A 17920-nucleotide genomic window follows, 5' to 3' on the forward strand; every position below is an offset into this window, starting at 1 on the left:
CGCTCAGCAGCGAGCGCGAAGGGACGACGTGTGTTGCGTGGCCCGACGTGTTCGGTGGGGCCACAAGTGGGGGCAATGAGGCCTAATAATCCCCACTTGTGGCCCCAATGAGCGATAGCCGGGTTCTGAGCGCCTACGCCGAGGTTACCCGTGCCCCACCCACTCGGGCAGCACGCGCACGACGAGCGCGCCAGGCGCGACGGCGCCGTTCACCGCGGTCGCCAACCCAAAGTCGTCGCCGTCCAGTTGCACAGGCTCGGGGGTCGTCACCGACAGCGCAAAACGTCGCGTCTGTAGATACGTCACACTCTTGGTGTCGTTCACGAGGTCGATGAGCTTGCGCCCCGTTTTCGTCTTCCGAAGCACCCCATTCTCCCAGCCGATCTTGTTCCAGATCCGGAGCCACGAGAATGGCCCGAGCGGCCGCAGCGCCACGACATCGAGCAAGCCGTCATCAAACTTGGCGTCGGGGATGAGAAGCACGCCCCCGGGCATCAGGCCGCAGTTGCCGATCATGACCGTGTAAACCGAGAGATGCGAGGCCGGTGCACCGTCGACCGAATAGTGAATCTCGAGCGGCCGCTCCTTCAGCATCGTGCGCACACCGGCGTCGACGTAGGCGAGCCACCCGAGACGCTTCTTCAGCGATGCCTGCGTCGTCGAGATCGTGCGTGCGTCGAGGCCCATGCCGGCGAGCACGAGAAATGCGTGCTCGTCCTCGGTATCGTCGGCGCGCACGATCGTCGCGATGCCGAGGTCGATCGTGCGGCCGCGGCCAAAGAATGCGGCGCGCACACAGTCCTCGAAACGGCCGAGCGGCACCCCGAGATTGCGGGCTAGCAGGTTGCCCGTGCCCTGGGGCACGAGGGCGAGGGGTATCCCTGACCCGCGCAGCGCTTCGGCCGCGGCCCGGATCGTGCCGTCGCCGCCGCTGGCCATCACCAGGCTCGCGCCGTCAGCCATCGCCTGCCGAGTCGCACCCACGCCCGCATCGGCCTCTTCAGTCTCGTACCACCGGGTGGGGGCCCAGCCAGCGACCTGCTCCTGCGCGGTGACCGTCGCGCGCAGAGCGGCCAGATCGGTCTTGAGCGGGTGGTACACCACGGCCGCGCTGGGTTGATGGCGCGCGGGGGAAGAGCTCATGGCCCCAGCGTACCGCGCAATCCATGCCCGCCCCGTGGATTCCTGCACCGAGACAAACGCGTACCCGAACATTCCCGGGCAGCCCCACGGTAAGCTAGGGGCGTGATCGATCCAGTACTTCTCCGCAACGATCCTGATGCCATCAAGCGCTCGCAGCGCGCCCGAGGAAATGACGAGGCGGTGGTCGACGAGGCGCTCGCCGCAGACGCCGCCAGACGTCAGGCCCTCAGTGAGTTTGAGTCGCTGCGCGCCGAACAGAAAGAGTTTGGCGGCAAGGTGAAGGCGGCCTCGAAGGACGAGAAGCCCGCCCTTATCCAGCAGGCTCAGCAGCTCTCAGCTGGCGTGAAGGCCGCCGAGGCCCGCGCGAAGGTCGCCGACGCTGAGTTCGATGCGATCGCACTGCGCATTGAGAACCTTGTCATCGACGGCGTGCCAGCGGGTGGTGAAGAGAACTTCGTCACACTCCGTGAGGTCGGCGAACAGCCCACGTTCGATTTCGAGCCGCGCGACCACCTCGAGCTGGGTGAGCTGCTTGGCGCGATCGACATGGAGCGCGGCGCGAAGGTTTCGGGCGCACGTTTCTACTTCCTGCGCGGCGTCGGCGCACGCCTTGAGCTCGCGCTCATGAACATGGCGCTCGACCGTGCGCTGCATCACGGCTTCACGCCGCTCATTACGCCCACGCTCGTCAAGCCCGAGATCATGCAGGGCACCGGCTTCCTGGGCGAGCACGCCGACGAGGTCTACCATCTGCCGAACCAGGACCTGTACCTCACCGGCACGAGCGAGGTTGCGCTCGCCGGTTACCACTCGAACGAGATCATCGATCTTGAGCGTGGCCCGCTGCGTTACGCTGGCTGGTCGACCTGCTATCGCAGCGAGGCCGGATCGCACGGCAAGGACACCCGCGGCATTCTGCGCGTGCACCAGTTCAACAAGCTGGAGATGTTCGTTTACACGACGCCCGAAGAGGCTGAGGCTGAGCACGACCGTCTCGTTGGCTGGCAAGAGGAAATGCTGCAGGCGCTGGGGCTGCATTACCGCGTGATCGATGTTGCCGCGGGTGACCTCGGTTCGAGCGCCGCGCGCAAGTTCGACATCGAAGCCTGGGTCCCCACACAGGACGCGTACCGCGAACTCACTTCGACGAGTAACTGCACGACGTACCAGTCGCGCCGCCTTTCGACCCGGTACCGCGGCGAGACCGGCAAGACCGCGCCCGTCGCGACGTTGAACGGCACCCTCGCGACCACGCGTTGGCTGGTTGCGATCCTCGAAACCCATCAGCAGGCCGACGGCAGCGTCATCGTGCCAGAGGCGCTGCGCCCCTACCTCGGTGGGCTTGAAGTGCTCACCCCAATCTCGGAGAGTTAATGCTGCCTCAGGTCGCGCCCCACGAGCGCCACATCATTGCGCTCGATCTCGACGGAACCGTGCTCGATCACGGCGACCATGGCGGGGCCGGTGAGATACCCGAGTCCGGGTATATTGATCCGGATCTCGCGCGCGCAATTCGCGCGCTGCACGAGGCGGGCCACGAGGTCATCATCGCGACCGGACGATCGGTCGATGCGACGCTTCCCATCGTCGAGCAGCTCCGGATCAAGCCGCAGTGGGTCATCGCCGCCAATGGCGCCGTGACCCTGAAGCGCGATACCCTCGCGGCGCGTGCGTACCGGCACGAGTACGTGGAGGCGTTTGATCCGACCAGTGCGCTGAAGAAGATTCGAACGCAGCTCGCGACCGCACGCTACGCGGTCGAGCTGGCGTCGGGCGGCTTCCTCTACACCGAGGAGATCCCGGCGGGCACGCTGCCGCAGAGCAAGCGGCGCGTGCCGTTTGAAGAGCTCCTCGGGGTGCAGGCGAGCCGTGTGATCGTATTCTCGCCCGACGAGCGGCTTGAGCGCTTCATGAGCGTCGTTGAGTCGCTCGGTCTGACGCACGTGTCGTACTCGGTGGGTACGTCGTCGTGGCTCGACATTGCGCCCGACGGGGTGACGAAGGCAAGCGCCCTCGAGGTGCTCGCCTCGCGCCTCGATGTGCCCCGCTCGCGCGTCTTTGCGGCCGGCGATGGCCGCAACGACATCGACATGCTGCGCTGGGCGGCCCGCCATGGCGACTCAGTGGCGATGGGCCAAGCTGACCCCGAGGTGCAGGCCGCGGCTGGCCGCGTCACCGGCACGATCACTGACGTGGGGCTGCTCGACGCGCTGCGCGAGCGGTTCCCCGAATTGGCGACGCTCTCCTAGGAGTTTTTGGCTGCTCGTGCGCCAGTTTCTTATCGCGGCCCAGGGTTTGCTAAGCTCGTTCGCGGAGGGTTGTCCGAGCGGCCGAAGGAACTAGTCTTGAAAACTAGCAGGTGAAAGCCTCAGGGGTTCAAATCCCCTACCCTCCGCTCTAGAGAAAATGCCCGACCAGAAGTTCATTCTGGTCGGGCATTTTTGTATTTCATGGGGCTAGGCTCGGTGCGAGTTTCGGGCCAACGTCTGTGGTGACACCGAGTTGCTGCCGAAGGCCCAAGCGGTGCTATTCTAAAAGTAATTGAACTCAACTATAGAGTTCGCCCCACCACTGCTTAGGAGACCGATCGTGTCAGCTCCACAGTTTCAGCGGCCCACCACCGCGTTTCAGCCAGCCGTAGCGGGCGGCGCCCTCGCAGCGGCTCCGCGCGTGCGGGCAACTCCGGTGGAACGTGTCACCGAAACCATGCTCCCGACCGTTCACGGAGCCTTTCGTGCGGTGGCCTACCGTGATGAGCTCGCTGGCGTGGATCACATGGCGCTGGTGGTTGACCCTCCGGTGGGTGAGGCCGTGCCCGCCGACGGTGTGCTCGTGCGTGTGCACTCCGAGTGCATCACGGGCGAGGCCTTCGGTTCGGTCAAGTGCGAGTGCGGCCCGCAGCTCGATGCAGCGCTCGAGCTGATTCAGGGGCGCGGCGGAGTCGTCGTCTACCTGCGTGGGCAGGAGGGGCGCGGCATAGGGCTCGCGAACAAGATGCGCGCCTACCGATTGCAAGAGGGCGGCACTGACACCCTCGACGCGAACACCCTGCTCGGGTTTCCCGCAGACGCCCGTGACTACCACGCGGCCGCCGAGATCCTCGCGGATCTTGGTATTGACCGGGTGCGCCTACTCACGAACAATCCCGAGAAGATTGCGCAGCTCGAGGGCTATGGCGTGTGTGTGGCCAGCCGTGAGTCGCTGCTTGTTGGTGTGCGACCCGAAAATATCGGGTACCTCGAGGCCAAGCGGGACCGCATGAACCACCAGCTGCCCGATGAGGTCGCTGGCTAGCGACGCCGGGGATCCGGATCATTACGCACGCGCCATCGGGCGCGTGCGGTGATCGAGGTCCTAGAGGTACGGGTGCGGTGACATCTGGCCTTCGCCCTCGTGGACCTCGTCCTCGGGGGCGATTTTTTCGCGGGCGTCGGCGTAAGCAAATGCGATCGAGGCGCCCAGGAGTGCAAACGCGATGATGCCCGCCGGGTTGCACAGCGCGATTGTCATTTCGGCAGAGAACGCCGAGCCCGCCGCGTGGCTGATGATCGAGTCCAGCTGGCCGTTGACGTAGTCGGGCACCATGAAGCCGAATCCGATTGCGCACACCCACGACAGCGCAAGGGTGACGATGGTGGCTCGGCCCGTGCGTTGGTTGCGGGAGCGGGTGATCGCCACACGGCGTGCGAGCCAGTAGCTCACGGCCGCGTACGTGAGGCCGATCGTCGGGAGGTACCACCAGGTGAGGCTTCCGCCGGTGCCAAAGAGCCAGCGGCCTGCGGACATCCACAGTGCCAAAACGAGGCCGACAATCATGACTACACGACTCATTGCAACCGCTCCCTTGTTCCTCTCTACTGTAGCCGTGCTGACTTGAAGGAATGCGGACCGCAGCACTCGCGGTGAGGCAGTGGTCCCGCGCCAATATGCGAGACACGCCCGCGATGCGGCGGCGAATTTCCTGCCCGCGCATATAGCTGTTAATCTATAACGGTTGTCATCGAGAGATGGCTTCGCCCTGATAGCTCAGCGGTAGAGCACTTCCATGGTAAGGAAGGGGTCCCGGGTTCGATTCCCGGTCGGGGCTCTGGCTTGTTTCTCTTTCGAGAGACTTGGCTGAGTAGCTCAGCTGGTTAGAGCGCACGACTCATAATCGTGAGGTCGCGGGATCGAGTCCCGCCTCAGCTACGAGCAAGCCGCAGCTAAAACCCCTGGTTAGCCGGGGGTTTTGTTGTATCTGACGACCTCTCGCCGAGGCAGCTCCTCGTGGTCGCTGATGAGTTATGCACCGTTGGGAATGGCCGCCGTATCCGTGCTGACGCGTTTGGCGTACCGGCCGGTGAGTGCTGCACCGATCTCTGCCAAATGGTTGCACACGCCTTGCGGAGCGGTAATCTCGAGCCACTCGACGAGCCCTGCGAGGTGGCCTGCAATCCCATACTCACTTGGTGCATGGATCACTACTGGGATGCGTCCATCGTGTGCAGCAGGGCCGATTTGTAGGTTGTCGCCGACTGCCACTTGGAGAAAGCTGAGCCCTTCGGGGTCGCAGGTCGCGTGGACCTCCACAGCGTTACGGTGGCGCTCAGCCTCGTCAGTAAGCTCCCGCCAACTTGTCGCGAGGTCGAACTCCTTACTTCGCTGGACAGGGTCATTGCCGAGGGAAACGGAGGTAATGCGGTCGAGGCGAAACGTGCGCCGGCCCATTTCGGTGTGGGCCACGAGGTACCACCGCGCCCCCTTCGCCACGAGGCCCAGCGGATGCACGATCCGCTCGGATTCCTTACCTGAGCTGTCGATGTAGCCAAGTTGGGCTTGCACGCCTTGAATCACGGCGTCCTGCAGAACATCAAGGAAGCGCGGAGACGGTTTCACGGTATCTCTTGCGCCCCACGGCTTCGAATCCACGATCACAGAAGACGCCGCTGCCTCAGCCTGCGTGCGGAAAGACTCGGGCAAGGCCCGGACCAGCTTTCGAAGTGCTGCCCTCAACTCAGGCCCGGCAGCATCAGCGGAGGCCGCCGGTCCCGCGACAAGAAAGAGGGCACGAGCTTCTCTTTCAGTGAGGCCCGACAGGTCGGTGCGCCCGCCACCTAAGAGGCGCCAGCCGCCGGAGCGACCTTGGATCGAGTAAATGGGTATCCCTGCCATGCCCAGGGCATCCAGGTCGCGGCGTGCCGTGCGTTCAGAAACCTCGAGCTCCTGTGCGACCTCTGCGGCAGTGACTTGTTTGCGTCGCTGCAGCATCAGGAGGATGGCAACCAAACGATCCGATTTCATGATTTGTATACTTCCAGAAAAACCGGACACTAGGTGACCTATTTAGGTAATTACCTTGGAGAAATGGATACACAAACTCATCAGATTGCATTCCCCGAAGCCAGCATTATTTCCGTCAATGGAGTCGATCCTGAAGTTTTCGAGGCTGGCAGAGAGAACGCGGGAAATCCGATCGTGCTCTGTCACGGTTGGCCCGATCTCGCGTACACCTGGCGCTTTCAGATGCCTGCGCTCGTCGCCGCCGGCTACCACGTGATCGCACCGAACCAGCGGGGATTCGGCAACTCAGCAAGACCAGACAACATCGTCGACTACGACGTTGAGCACCTCACGGGCGACCTCACGGCTCTGCTCGACCACTTCGGTTACGAGAGCGCGACATTCATCGGTCACGACTGGGGTGCATTTATCGTTTGGAGCCTCACGCTGCTGTACCCGCAGCGGGTCGACAAGGTCGTGGCGCTCAGCTTGCCCTACCTCGCGCGCGGCGAGATGCCATGGCTTGATTTCATGGAGGCAGTGTTCGGCAGTGACTACTATTTCGTGCACTTCAATAAGCAGCCGGGTGTCGCGGACGCCGTCTTCGACACGGATCCCGCGAATTTCATCAACAACCTCTACCGTCGGGACGAACCACTCATGCCGCCCAAGCCGGGCATGGCACTCATCGAGATCGCCCAGAGCGATTCTCCTCTAGGCGAGCCCCTGCTCTCCGAACGCGAGCTTGCAGTCTACGATTCCGCGTTCACCCGTTCGGGGTTCACCGGCGGAATTAACTGGTACCGCAACCTCAACCGCAACTGGCACCTGCTCGCAGAGGCCGACCCCATCATCCACCAGCCCGCACTCATGATCTACGGCCTTCGCGACGCAGTCGCCCGCTCGGAAAACCTGTCAGCATTCGTGCCAAATGTTGAAGAGCTCTGCTTTGACAGCGGCCACTGGGTCCATCAGGAATGCCCCACCGAAACCACGAGTGCGATCCTTGAATGGCTGGCTCGGACCCCCGCCAGCTAGGACGCAACATGCCTGACACGCTATTTTTCGGTGATTCTGATGATTTCAGCGACTGGTTAGAAACACACCACAACCACACAACTGAAGCGTGGCTGCTGTTCCACAAGAAAGGCTCTGGGATGGTCACCCAAACCTGGTCTGAAGCTGTCGACGTCGCACTGTGTTTTGGATGGATAGATGGGCTCAGACAACGTGTCGATAGTGACAGCTATCGAGTGCGATTTACGCCTCGCAAGCGAAGTAGCGTGTTGAGTTCCGTAAATGTGGAAAAGGTTGAGGCGTTGATGCGGCTGGGCAAAATGAGGCCCGAAGGCATCGAACTTTTCAACAGCCGAAAAGACCCCCAAGGCTACTCGTCTGAAACGCGAAACGTTGACCTGCATCCTGCCTATGAACAGAAATTCAAGGAGCATCAGCAAGCTTGGGACAGCTTTTCGAGGTTCGCGCCGTCATACAGACGCGACGCTGTCTGGTGGGTAATGAGCGCGAAGCGAGAAGAAACGAGGTTGAAGAGATTGGATCTCTTGATCTCCTCATCAGCTCAGGAGCAAAGAGTTCCCGTATTCAGGGCAAAATCCGGTCCCATCTCCTGAGACATGCTCTGCCAAGCTCCTCCTTCTTGAGGGGCTTGGCAGAGTAGCTCGGCTGGTTAGAGCGCACGACTCATAATCGTGAGGTCGCGGGATCGAGTCCCGCCTCAGCTACGAGCAAGTCGCGTAATGCCCCCGTTCATGCGGGGGTTCTGCGTTTCCCGTTAAATGATCCGGATCCCCTCGTCAGCGCGCGCCGCGATACGATGCGCTCATGGGGGCCCTATCTACTCGCTCGCAGGTGCGCATGCGCATACTCGTGGCGCTCATCGCCGGCTGGGTGACCGGGATCGTCATGTCAACCACGGTGGACCTGGCGACCAGCATCGTGGCAGGGTGGGGCGTACTGGCGTTGGTGAACGTCGTGTGGGGGCTGCTCACTATCTGGCCGATGAACGCTGAGCAGACGCGCGCGCATGCGGTGGCCGAAGACCCGGGGCGCAACCTCGCCGATACCATCTCGGTCGCGGGCAGCCTCATCAGCTTGTTCGCGGTGACGCTCGTGATCGCAGATTCCCAGGCCTCCCACGATCCCAAGAATCAATACCTGCTCGCCGGTGTCGCCGTGCTGAGTGTGGCGACCTCTTGGGCGCTGATCCAGTTCAACTACGTGCTGCGATACGCCCGGGTGTATTACGCCCCGGCTGCGGACAACGATCCGGCCGCCGAGGAACCGAGCCACGCTGGCGGTATCACCTTCAACCAAACTGAGCCACCCGAGTACACCGACTTCATCTACTTCGGTATCGGTTTAGGCATGACCTACCAGGTGGCCGACACGAACGTGACGAGTAACCAGATTCGAAGAATCGTGATCGGGCACACCGTACTCGCGTTCCTGTTCGCCACCGTCATTCTGGCGACCATCGTGAACCTGGTCACGAGCATCGGAAGCTAGACGAGCCAGCCGGCTCAAGTACCCGGCTACATGCGATTGAGCACCGACTCCGCAAACCCCATGCCGGTGCTCATGCCCGTTCCGTTCATGACACAGGCGATAAACACGTCAGCCGCGGGCTCCCGCACAAAGAACGGCTCGGTCGCCGCCCACGCGTATTCGCCATGCCAGCGCCGCCGCACCGTCAGCGGAACGCCGAGCAACTGCGTGAACTCGCGCAAGAGTAGGTCGTCGAGCGCTTCCTCCTTAAACGGGCTGTGCGTGTGGGCGTAGGCGTGGGTATCGCCGAGCACAAGCCGTCCATTGGGGCGTTGCGACATCTTGACGTTGACGAACGCGTCCGCCAACTCGGGCCGATCGCGTGCCATGCGCTCGCGAATGCTTGTGGCCTCGGCATGGTGGGACAGCCCGTCGTAGCGCAGCACGGCGGTGCCGGTGAGCACGACAGGGGAGAACTGGCTCCCGGCGGGTGCATCGGTCTCGAGCATGTGCAGCAGGCATCGTTTGAATCCAGCCTCCTCCGTGATCTCCGGGAAAAGCAGATCGAGGTCATGACCGGTAGCAATCACAATCTTGTCTGCCGACACGCTGCCGCGGCTCGTGTGTACGACGCCCGCCTCGACCCCAGTGACGTTGGTGCGATACCTGAACTCGACTCCCTCCGTAGCCAGGTACCGTGCCAGCGCCGGAATCGCTTCGGGGGAGTTCACCCGTAGATCGTTGCCACAGAACGCCGCCCCGACGAGTCGGGGGTCGGCGATCGAGGCGAGCTCTCGTGCTTGATCGGGGGACAGTAGATCCACGCTTCCGTCGCGCAGCTCAGCGAACCGGTGCAGCAGTGTCCACTCGTCTTCGGCGCGAGCCACGATGAGGGTGCCTGCCTCCCTGATCCAGAACCCGGCCTGCGCCGCGAGCCTGAGCCAGTGGGCTCGGCCCGCGATGGCATAGTCGAGCCCCTTGCCGTCCTGCGTCGTGATGCCCACGTGCCCAAAATTGCGAATCGAAGCGCCTACGGGCCGATCCGTCCGTTCGAGCACGACGACGCGCATGCCGCGTTCGTGCGCGAGCCCAATGACGCCGGATCCCACGACCGCGAGATCGAACTGCGGCGCGATGCTCACGCGCCGCACCGCTCAAACGAGACAACGCTTTTGGGCCTGGATACTCGGCGGGGGTGACGGCTGTGTGTGCGCATGCGGGTCAGCGCCTCTCTACGTGCGATGGGTGTACCAACACAGCAGAATAGGGGGCCAGAGAGACCACCGGGTGGACTGTGCTTGGCCATACCGGGGCCAGGCGATGGCGCGTATATGAACGACTGGCGCCGAGGGCCAACGGCCTAAGGGCGAGGCAGCGCCCGCCGTTAGGCCCCCGGAGCTGCCAACCGCACCGACTCCAACTGCTCGGCGCGCGTGGGCGCCGCGTGGACGGTGATGAGCTCGTCGGCATCGGCATAGCGCGCAAACGCTTCGAGTTCGTCGCGCACGCGCTCGGGGCCGCCGATCGCGGTGTACTTCAGCATGCCGCGAATCTCGATCCCCGCGGGGGTGTCCATGAGCGCTGCACCCTCGTCGATTGTGAGCTCCTGCGCGCGCCCCCGCGACAGGAACCTGCGCACCCGGTCCGCCTCCGTGCGCATGAACAACGTCTCGGCGGCCTCATCGGTCTCGGCGGCCACCACGTTGATGCCCGCGCTCACGTACGGCTCGGGGTGCGCTTCGCTCGGTCGGTAGCTCGCGCGGTAGTGCGCCACGGCCGAGGTCAGGTGCTGCGGCGCGAAGTGCGAGGCGAACGAGTACGGAACGCCGAGCTGGGCCGCGAGCGACGCCCCAAACATGCTTGAGCCCAGAATGGTCAGCGGCACCTTGGTGCCGCGCCCGGGGTACGCGTTGACCGCGGTGCGGGGCAGCTCGTCTGAAAGGTAGGTCTGCAGTTCCATCACGTCTTGCGGAAACGCGTCGGCGGCCTGCAGCGTGCGCCGCAGTGCACGAAAAGTCGCCCCGTCGGTGCCCGGCGCGCGCCCGAGCCCCAGGTCGATGCGGCCGGGATGTAGCTCGGCGAGCGTGCCAAACTGTTCGGCAATCACGAGCGGTGAATGGTTGGGCAGCATGACGCCGCCCGCCCCCAATCGAATCGTCGACGTCTGTGACGCGATGTGCGCAATCAGCACCGCGGTCGCGCTCGATGCGATCGACGGCATGTTGTGGTGCTCGGCGTACCAGATGCGCTGGTAGCCACTCGCCTCCGCGAGCTGCGCGGTCGCGACGGAGTGGGCGAACGCGTCTGCGATGCTTCCGTTCTCTTCAACTGTTGCCAGGTCTAAAAGGGAGAGCGGGGTGTGTGCCATAACAAATGCAACGCGCCCTGCCCCCGGATATTCCCGGGGGCAGGGCGCGTGCGATCCGGATCGCCCCGAAGAGCGGCCCTGAGGCCTAAGCGGGACTACGCGCCGGGGGCCGTAGCGTCTGCGTCCACGATCGACAGCAGCACGTGGCCGCTGGGCACGGTCTGGCCGACGGGTGAGTCCACGCCTGCCACGACGCCCGAGCGGTGCGCGTAGATCGACTGTTCCATCTTCATCGCCTCGAGTACGACGATGAGTTCGCCCTCGGTGACCTCCTGGCCGTCCTCGACCGCGAGCTTTACGACGGTGGCCTGCATGGGAGCGGTGATCGCGTCGCCCGCAGCGGCACTCACGCCTGCACCCTTGGCACGGCGCGGGGCGGGGCCACGCGTGACCTCCTGGTCGACGAGCGGCAGCAGCGTGGCGGGCATGGTGACCTCGACGCGGCGACCCTCGACCTCAACGGTCACCGTGCGACGCTTCGGATCCTGTGCGATGGGCGGTACTTCGCCCTCCCACGGCTCGATGTTGTTGACGAACTCTGACTCGATCCAGGTCGTGTAGACGCCGAAATTGCCCTCGGGGGCGGTAAACGCCTCGTCGCGCACGATGACGCGGTGGAAGGGGAGCACGGTCGGCAGACCCTGCACCTCGAACTCGTCGAGGGCGCGACGAGCGCGCTGCAGCGCCTCCTCACGGGTTGCCCCGGTGACGATCAGCTTGCCGAGCATCGAGTCAAACGAACCCGAGATGACATCGCCCGTGGCGACGCCCGTATCGACGCGCACACCAGGGCCCGAGGCGGGCTTGAACAGCGCGACGGGGCCGGGGGCAGGGAGGAATCCGTTGCCTGCATCCTCGCCGTTCAGACGGAACTCGAACGAGTGGCCGTGCGCGACGGGGTCAGCGTAATCAAGCACGCCGCCCTCGGCGATGCGGAACTGTTCGCGCACCAGGTCGATGCCCGTGATCTCTTCCGAGACGCAGTGCTCGACCTGCAGGCGCGTGTTCACCTCGAGGAACGACACGGTGCCGTCCTTCGCGACCAAGAACTCGCAGGTGCCGGCGCCGACGTAGCCGACCTCCTTGAGGATGGCCTTCGACGACGAGTACAGGCGCTCGATCTGCTCGTCGGTGAGGAACGGCGCGGGCGCCTCCTCAACCAGCTTCTGGTGGCGGCGCTGCAGCGAGCAGTCGCGCGTCGAAATGACGACGACGTTGCCGTGCTCGTCGGCGAGGCACTGGGTTTCGACGTGGCGGGGCTTCTCGAGGAACTTCTCGACGAAGCACTCACCGCGACCGAAGGCGGTTACTGCCTCGCGGGTGGCCGACTCGAACAGCTCGGCGACCTCTTCACGGTCGTACGCGACCTTCAGGCCGCGGCCGCCGCCGCCGAACGCCGCCTTGATGGCGATGGGCAGGCCCACCTCATCGGCAAACGCGAGCACCTCTTCGGCGTTCTTCACCGGGTCACTCGTGCCCGGGGCGAGGGGGGCGCCCACCTTTTCGGCCACGTGACGGGCCGAGACCTTGTCGCCGAGACGCTCGATGGCCTCGGGGCTCGGGCCGATCCAGGTGAGACCAGCATCGATCACTGCCTGGGCGAACTGGGCGTTCTCGGCGAGGAAGCCATAGCCGGGGTGCACCGCATCGGCGCCCGAGCGGCGTGCGACCGCCAGCAACTTCTCGATGACGAGGTAGGTCTCGGCGCTGGTGGTGCCGCCGAGGGCGTAAGCCTCATCGGCGAGCTGCGCGTGCATGGCATCCCGGTCCTGATCGGCGTACACCGCCACCGAAGCGATGCCGCTGTCAGCGGCGGCACGAATAATGCGGACAGCGATCTCACCGCGGTTGGCGATGAGGACTTTACGAATACGCGACATGCGCTCCAGCCTATTCCAGCGAGGTGACCGTACCTTGGATATATCGCACAAACCTTTCTCGGCTTCGTTGCCGGTATGCACAGTGCGGGGCGCTCGAGCGGGCTCGCGACGCACTATTGGACGCCGGATCATTGCGCCGAGCAACCTCGCCCTATGCGAACGCGCACGTCGCCGATAATCTGAAACCGGTGCGACTTCTCACGCACCCAACCTGCAACCCGATGGAGGGCTCCATGGCCAGTGAATCTGAACTCAACGCGCTGCTGGGGCAGGTGCCGGTGGGCGACCTCGCCGCGAAGTTTGGTGTGGACGAAGCAACCGTGACGGCGGCCGTGCGGCAGGCGTTGCCGGGGCTCGTGGGCGGCATGGCCGTGAACGCGAGCGACGAGACTGGCGCGGCGAAGCTACAGGCGGCGGTGCAGAAGCATCAGCCCGCGAGCGGGAAGCCGACGCTCCAAGCGATCGATGTTGAAGACGGTCAGAAGATCGTTCAGCACGTGCTCGGTGACAAGAAGGATGACGTTGCCCTGGCGCTCGGTTCACAGGCTGGCAATTCAGCGGTGGCCGACCTGGTCCCTCAGCTGTTGCCCCTACTCGCGCCGCTCGTGATGCAGTTTCTTGCCGGCAAGATCGGTGGAGGTGGTGGTGGCACCGTGAGCTCGGGCGGAGGCCTCGGCGGCGTGCTCGGAGACCTGTTGGGCGGGTTGGTGGGTGGCGGCTCAAACTCCGGCACGAAGAAGAAGTCTGAACCCGCGGGCGGCGATATCGGTGATCTGCTCGGTGGCCTCCTGGGCGGTGGCGGCAAGAACTCCGGCGGCGGCGGTCTGGGCGGGCTCCTGGGCGGCCTGTTCGGTAAGTAGGGCACCAGGAGACGCCGCGGTCGCAGCCACCGGCGCACGGTTGCGCTCACAAGAGGCGCACGGTCAGGGGTGCTGGGTAGACTGACCTCCGTGGTGAATCCAGAGATCCAGGGCCGGGTATACCCGCCCACTGCTTCGTACCTTGTCGGCCGCGAGAAGGTGCGCGAGTTCGCGCGCGCCGTGGGCAGCGCATCGCCGCTGCACCTCGACCCTGAGGCCGCCCGCGCGGCCGGGCACGCCGACGTCATCGCGCCGCCCACCTTTGCGGTGGTCGTGCAGGAGGCGACGCTCGCGCAGCTGCTCGCCGATGACGAGGCCGGCGTCGACTTCACACGCGTCGTGCACGGCGACCAGCGCTTCAGCTACACGCGCCCCATCGTTGCGGGCGACGAGCTCACCGCGACGCTCACGATCGCTGCGGTGAAGCAGCTTGGCGGCCACTCGATGGTGACCGCGTCGAGCGCAATCACCGATGCCGCGGGCGAGCACGTCGTCACCGCGATCTCGACTCTCGTAGTGCGCGGCGAAGAAGGCTAAGGAACTCCCATGACGAACGCATTTGACGCACTCGAGGCCGGCGCCGTTGTTGCCGAGCGCGAGCTGGTCCTCACCCGCGACAACCTGGTGCGCTACGCGGGTGCCTCGGGTGACTTCAACCCGATCCACTACCGCGACGACTTCGCACAGCAGGTTGGGCTTCCCGGCGTGCTCGCCCACGGCATGCTCACCATGGGCACGGCCGGGTCGGTTGCGACCGACTGGCTCACCGAGTACGCCCCCAACGCCTGGGTGCAGGACTTCCAGTCGCGGTTCACCCGCCCGGTACCGGTTGACGCGCAGGAGGGCGCCGCGATCACGATCACGGCCACCGTTGGCAAACTCGACCCCGAGGCCCGCACCGCGCGCATCGACCTGCGCGTCGTGTTCGACGGCGCCACGGTGCTCGGCAAATCGCAGCTCGTGGCGGCATTCGCGTGACCTCACCCACCCCGGCATCCGAGTCTCACGACACGAATGCTCCGCTCGCAGACCTCACAACCATGCGCGTGGGTGGCTCGGCCGAGCGCACCCTCACGGCGCACACCAGCGAGGAGCTTGCGAGTCTTGCGGCTGCACTCTGGGGGGATGACCAGCCGTGGCTGCTCATCGGTGGCGGCTCGAACACCGTCGTCAGTGATGAAGGCTTCCCCGGCACGATCGTGCTCGCCCGCAACACGGGCATCGACGCGATCGATGACGCCGAACTCTCGGCGGGTGAGGTGCGCGTGCGCGTGCAGGCGGGCCACAACTGGGACGAACTTGTCGCCGCCACCGTCGATCGCGGGCTAGCTGGCCTCGAAGCGCTGTCGGGCATTCCCGGCCTCGCGGGTGCCGCTCCCGTGCAAAACATTGGCGCTTACGGCTGCGAGCTGTCAGATGTGCTGCACTCGATCGAGTTTTTGGAGCGCGGCGACCGTACGCCCCGCCGCCTGAGCGCGGCCGAGCTCGAGCTCGGCTACCGTGACTCCGCAATCAAGCAGGGCATGGAGGGCGTCGTGCTCTCGATCGACCTGGTGCTCACGGACCGCGAGCCCGCTCGCGGCGCCCACCGGGCTGCTGCGCAAGGCACCGATCCGGATCAGGTTGAGGCGGTCGCTCCCGTGCGATATTCGCAGCTTGCCGGTGCGCTCGGTGTCGAGCTGGGTGCGCCCGTGCCCATTCGGGAGATCCGCGCGGCTGTGCTGCGGTTGCGCGCGTCGAAGGGCATGGTGCTCGATGCGGTCGACCACGACACGTGGAGCGCCGGGTCGTTCTTCACGAACCCAATTGTGAGCGCGAGCTTTGCGAGCGGGCTGCCCGAGAACGCGCCGCGGTTCCCGCTGCAGGCTCCCGAGCCAGCCCCGGGCATCACGAGCCTGGAGGAGCTGGCGGCCGGCGTGCCGCTGCGCAGGCCCCAGGCGAGCGCTGCTGCGAGCCGCGCCGAGCGTCAGGTCAAGCTGTCGGCGGCCTGGCTCATCGAGCACGCCGGGGTGCCGCGCGGGTTTCGGCTTCCCGGATCGGGCGCGGCCATCTCGTCAAAGCACACCCTGGCCCTCACGAACCAGGGTGGGGCGACGGCGGCGCAGGTCGCCGAGCTGGCCCGGTTTGTCGTGCAGCGGGTGCAGCAGGAGTTCGGCGTCGTTCTGGTGCCCGAGCCCCGGCTGTACGGCCTCGAGGTGTAACGGCAGGCGATGCGCATACTGATCGTCGGCCGCGGTCGCATGGGTGCGGCGCTTGCCCGTGCACTTCCCACCGCGGAGACTGCCGGCCGTGGCGCGACGGGAACGGGGTGCGATCTGGTGCTGATCGCCGTTCCCGACGCCGAGATTGCCGCCGCGGCCGCCCTCATCGTGCCGGGCCCGATCGTCGCGCACTTTTCGGGCGCGACCGGGCTCGAGGTGCTGGGCGCGCGAGACGCATTCAGCCTGCATCCGTTGCTCGCGGTGACGGGCGCGAACACCGACCTTGCGGGGGCGTACGCCGCGATCGACGCGACGCCGGGGCGAGCGTCGGCGGCGGCTGAAGCACTGGCGTCGACGCTTGGACTGCGCACGTTTCACGTCGCCCCAGCAGATCGGGTCGCCTATCACGCGGCGGCATCGATCGCCGCAAACTTTCTCGTGACGATCGAGGATTTCGCCGAGCGTCTGGCCGCGACCGCGGGGGTGCCGCGCGAGGCGCTCGCGCCCCTCGCCGAGGCCGCCCTAACCGGCTGGACCCGCGACGGTGCGGCCGCGCTCACGGGGCCGATCGCCCGCGGCGACGAGGCGACCGTCGCGGCGCAGCGTGCCGCGCTCGCCGCCCGGTGTGCTGGCACCACCCATCTTGCACCGCAGGACCTCGCGCTGTTCGACGCGCTGACCGCGGCGACCCGCGCCCTCATGACGCGCGAGCAGACTCGAGCGTTGCGCCCAGAGCAGCGCCAAGAACAGAGCAGTAAGCAGGACGGCGGGCCGGGCCCGCAGGATCCGGATTCACCCCAGAAGGAGACCCCCGCGTGAGGATCATACGCACGATCGACGAGCTGCGCGACGCATCGCGGAGCGCGGCCAGCATCGGTCTCGTGCCGACGATGGGGGCGCTGCACGAGGGGCACCTCTCGCTCGTGCGGGCGGCGCGCGCCGAGAACGAGCTCGTCGTGGTGTCGGTGTTCGTGAACCCGACCCAGTTCAATGACCCCGCCGACCTCGCCGCGTACCCGCGCACCGAAGCACGCGATGCCGACCTCGCCGCGAGCGCCGGCGCCGACCTGGTGTTCGCACCCAACGCGGCCGAAATGTACCCCGAGGGGCACGCGACCTCCGTGCACGTCACGGGCCCCATCACTGAGGTGCTGGAAGGTGCGTCGCGGCCCGGCCACTTCGACGGCGTCGCGACCGTCGTCGCGAAGCTGCTCATCGCGGCGCAGGCGACCCGGGCCTACTTCGGGCAGAAGGATGCCCAGCAGCTGCTCGTCGTGCAGCGGCTCGTGCGCGACCTGCGGCTCCCCACCGAGATCGTGCCGTGCCCCACCTCGCGGGAGACCGATGGGCTCGCTCGTTCCAGTCGCAACGAGCGCTTGTCCGCTCCGGATCGGGCCGTCGCGCTCGCGATTCCGCGCGCGCTTGCCGCGGCGGCGGTCGTGCTCGCCGCGGGGGAGACCCGCGCCTCGGCTCTCGTTTCGACCGTGACCGGCGTGCTCGCTGAGGCCGGGCTCGAGCCTGAGTATGTGGCGATTGTGGATCCCGAGACCCTGGTCCGCAGGGTTACAGTAGAAGCACCCGTGCTGTGCGCGATCGCGACGCGCGTGGGCGATGTGCGCCTCATCGACAATGAGATCCTGGTGCCCGCTGGCGGCTAGGTTTCGCCCAGTTTTCACTCGACAATTTCCCTAACAGTTCCCTCGA

Annotated in this window: 17 protein-coding genes, 4 tRNA genes and 1 pseudogene; 16 read left to right on the forward strand and 6 right to left on the reverse strand. The window is 65.5% G+C overall.

Going from position 1 to position 17920, the window contains the following annotated elements; all coding sequences use genetic code 11:
* Positions 1–144: 144 nt before the first annotated feature.
* Positions 145–1143 (reverse strand): diacylglycerol/lipid kinase family protein, encoded by a 999-nt coding sequence (locus C795_RS0106395; RefSeq protein ID WP_033349283.1) that lies wholly within the window; start codon positions 1141–1143, stop codon positions 145–147.
* A 102-nt stretch (positions 1144–1245) separates the two neighbouring features.
* On the opposite strand from C795_RS0106395, the gene serS reads away from it, so the two are divergent.
* The 4 genes and pseudogenes from serS to ribA form a co-directional block, all read left to right on the forward strand.
* Complete coding sequence (gene serS / locus C795_RS0106400) at positions 1246–2517, forward strand: serine--tRNA ligase (protein ID WP_017792930.1); 1272 nt, start codon at positions 1246–1248, stop codon at positions 2515–2517.
* The gene (locus C795_RS0106405) at positions 2517–3392 is read left to right on the forward strand and encodes an HAD family hydrolase (protein ID WP_017792931.1); all 876 of its coding nucleotides are present in this window, start codon (positions 2517–2519) and stop codon (positions 3390–3392) included. Before serS ends, C795_RS0106405 begins: the two co-directional genes overlap by 1 nt.
* Before the next feature lie 63 nt (positions 3393–3455).
* Positions 3456–3538 (forward strand) — tRNA-Ser (locus tag C795_RS0106410).
* Positions 3539–3807: 269 nt separating this feature from the next.
* Positions 3808–4437: pseudogene (ribA, locus tag C795_RS0106415) on the forward strand (GTP cyclohydrolase II); the annotation flags it as partial.
* Between the two features lie 60 nt (positions 4438–4497).
* Here the strand turns inward: ribA and C795_RS0106420 are convergent.
* Positions 4498–4974: a hypothetical protein gene (locus C795_RS0106420; RefSeq protein ID WP_157486986.1), complete on the reverse strand. Its 477-nt coding sequence runs from the start codon at positions 4972–4974 to the stop codon at positions 4498–4500.
* A 184-nt stretch (positions 4975–5158) separates the two neighbouring features.
* Here C795_RS0106420 and C795_RS0106425 point away from each other — a divergent pair.
* Both C795_RS0106425 and C795_RS0106430 read left to right on the forward strand, forming a co-directional pair.
* A tRNA-Thr gene (locus C795_RS0106425) sits at positions 5159–5230 on the forward strand.
* A gap of 27 nt (positions 5231–5257) precedes the next feature.
* Positions 5258–5331, forward strand: a tRNA-Met gene (locus C795_RS0106430).
* Between the two features lie 93 nt (positions 5332–5424).
* Here the strand turns inward: C795_RS0106430 and C795_RS0106435 are convergent.
* Complete coding sequence (locus C795_RS0106435) at positions 5425–6423, reverse strand: helix-turn-helix transcriptional regulator (RefSeq protein WP_017792934.1); 999 nt, start codon at positions 6421–6423, stop codon at positions 5425–5427.
* A 63-nt stretch (positions 6424–6486) separates the two neighbouring features.
* On the opposite strand from C795_RS0106435, the gene C795_RS0106440 reads away from it, so the two are divergent.
* The 4 genes from C795_RS0106440 (at position 6487) to C795_RS0106455 (ending at position 8928) form a co-directional block, all read left to right on the forward strand.
* On the forward strand, positions 6487–7440 hold the full coding sequence (locus tag C795_RS0106440; protein ID WP_017792935.1) for an alpha/beta fold hydrolase: 954 nt from the start codon (positions 6487–6489) through the stop codon (positions 7438–7440).
* 8 nt (positions 7441–7448) lie between these two features.
* Complete coding sequence (locus C795_RS0106445; protein WP_026139501.1) at positions 7449–8033, forward strand: YdeI/OmpD-associated family protein; 585 nt, start codon at positions 7449–7451, stop codon at positions 8031–8033.
* Positions 8034–8070: 37 nt separating this feature from the next.
* A tRNA-Met gene (locus tag C795_RS0106450) sits at positions 8071–8144 on the forward strand.
* A gap of 100 nt (positions 8145–8244) precedes the next feature.
* Entirely contained in the window at positions 8245–8928 is a 684-nt protein-coding gene (locus C795_RS0106455; protein WP_033349211.1) for a DUF1345 domain-containing protein, read from the forward strand.
* Positions 8929–8954: 26 nt separating this feature from the next.
* Here C795_RS0106455 and C795_RS0106460 read toward each other — a convergent pair whose 3' ends face one another.
* The 3 genes from C795_RS0106460 to C795_RS0106470 all read right to left on the reverse strand — a co-directional run bounded on the left by C795_RS0106460 (position 8955) and on the right by C795_RS0106470 (position 13155).
* Positions 8955–10049 (reverse strand): TIGR03364 family FAD-dependent oxidoreductase, encoded by a 1095-nt coding sequence (locus tag C795_RS0106460; RefSeq protein WP_198008439.1) that lies wholly within the window; start codon positions 10047–10049, stop codon positions 8955–8957.
* A gap of 242 nt (positions 10050–10291) precedes the next feature.
* Entirely contained in the window at positions 10292–11275 is a 984-nt protein-coding gene (locus C795_RS0106465; RefSeq protein ID WP_017792939.1) for an LLM class flavin-dependent oxidoreductase, read from the reverse strand.
* Between the two features lie 95 nt (positions 11276–11370).
* Positions 11371–13155, reverse strand: coding sequence for an acetyl/propionyl/methylcrotonyl-CoA carboxylase subunit alpha (locus C795_RS0106470; protein ID WP_017792940.1), 1785 nt, complete (start codon positions 13153–13155; stop codon positions 11371–11373).
* A gap of 233 nt (positions 13156–13388) precedes the next feature.
* Between C795_RS0106470 and C795_RS0106475 the strand changes: the two genes are divergently transcribed.
* The 6 genes from C795_RS0106475 to panC all read left to right on the forward strand — a co-directional run bounded on the left by C795_RS0106475 (position 13389) and on the right by panC (position 17874).
* Positions 13389–14015, forward strand: coding sequence for a DUF937 domain-containing protein (locus tag C795_RS0106475; protein WP_017792941.1), 627 nt, complete (start codon positions 13389–13391; stop codon positions 14013–14015).
* A 90-nt stretch (positions 14016–14105) separates the two neighbouring features.
* Positions 14106–14552, forward strand: coding sequence for an FAS1-like dehydratase domain-containing protein (locus tag C795_RS0106480; protein WP_017792942.1), 447 nt, complete (start codon positions 14106–14108; stop codon positions 14550–14552).
* Positions 14553–14561: 9 nt separating this feature from the next.
* Complete coding sequence (locus C795_RS0106485) at positions 14562–14993, forward strand: MaoC/PaaZ C-terminal domain-containing protein (RefSeq protein WP_017792943.1); 432 nt, start codon at positions 14562–14564, stop codon at positions 14991–14993.
* A complete protein-coding gene (locus C795_RS0106490; protein ID WP_017792944.1) occupies positions 14990–16216 on the forward strand; it encodes a UDP-N-acetylmuramate dehydrogenase in 1227 nt (408 codons plus the stop codon). Before C795_RS0106485 ends, C795_RS0106490 begins: the two co-directional genes overlap by 4 nt.
* A gap of 9 nt (positions 16217–16225) precedes the next feature.
* Positions 16226–17035: a DUF2520 domain-containing protein gene (locus C795_RS15395; protein ID WP_017792945.1), complete on the forward strand. Its 810-nt coding sequence runs from the start codon at positions 16226–16228 to the stop codon at positions 17033–17035.
* Positions 17032–17874: a pantoate--beta-alanine ligase gene (panC, locus tag C795_RS0106500; protein ID WP_017792946.1), complete on the forward strand. Its 843-nt coding sequence runs from the start codon at positions 17032–17034 to the stop codon at positions 17872–17874. The genes C795_RS15395 and panC overlap by 4 nt, the downstream gene beginning before the upstream one ends.
* The last annotated feature ends 46 nt before the right edge of the window (positions 17875–17920 follow it).

The organism is Leucobacter salsicius M1-8, from assembly GCF_000350525.1.
In the GTDB taxonomy this organism is placed as follows: Bacteria; Actinomycetota; Actinomycetes; order Actinomycetales; family Microbacteriaceae; genus Leucobacter; species Leucobacter salsicius.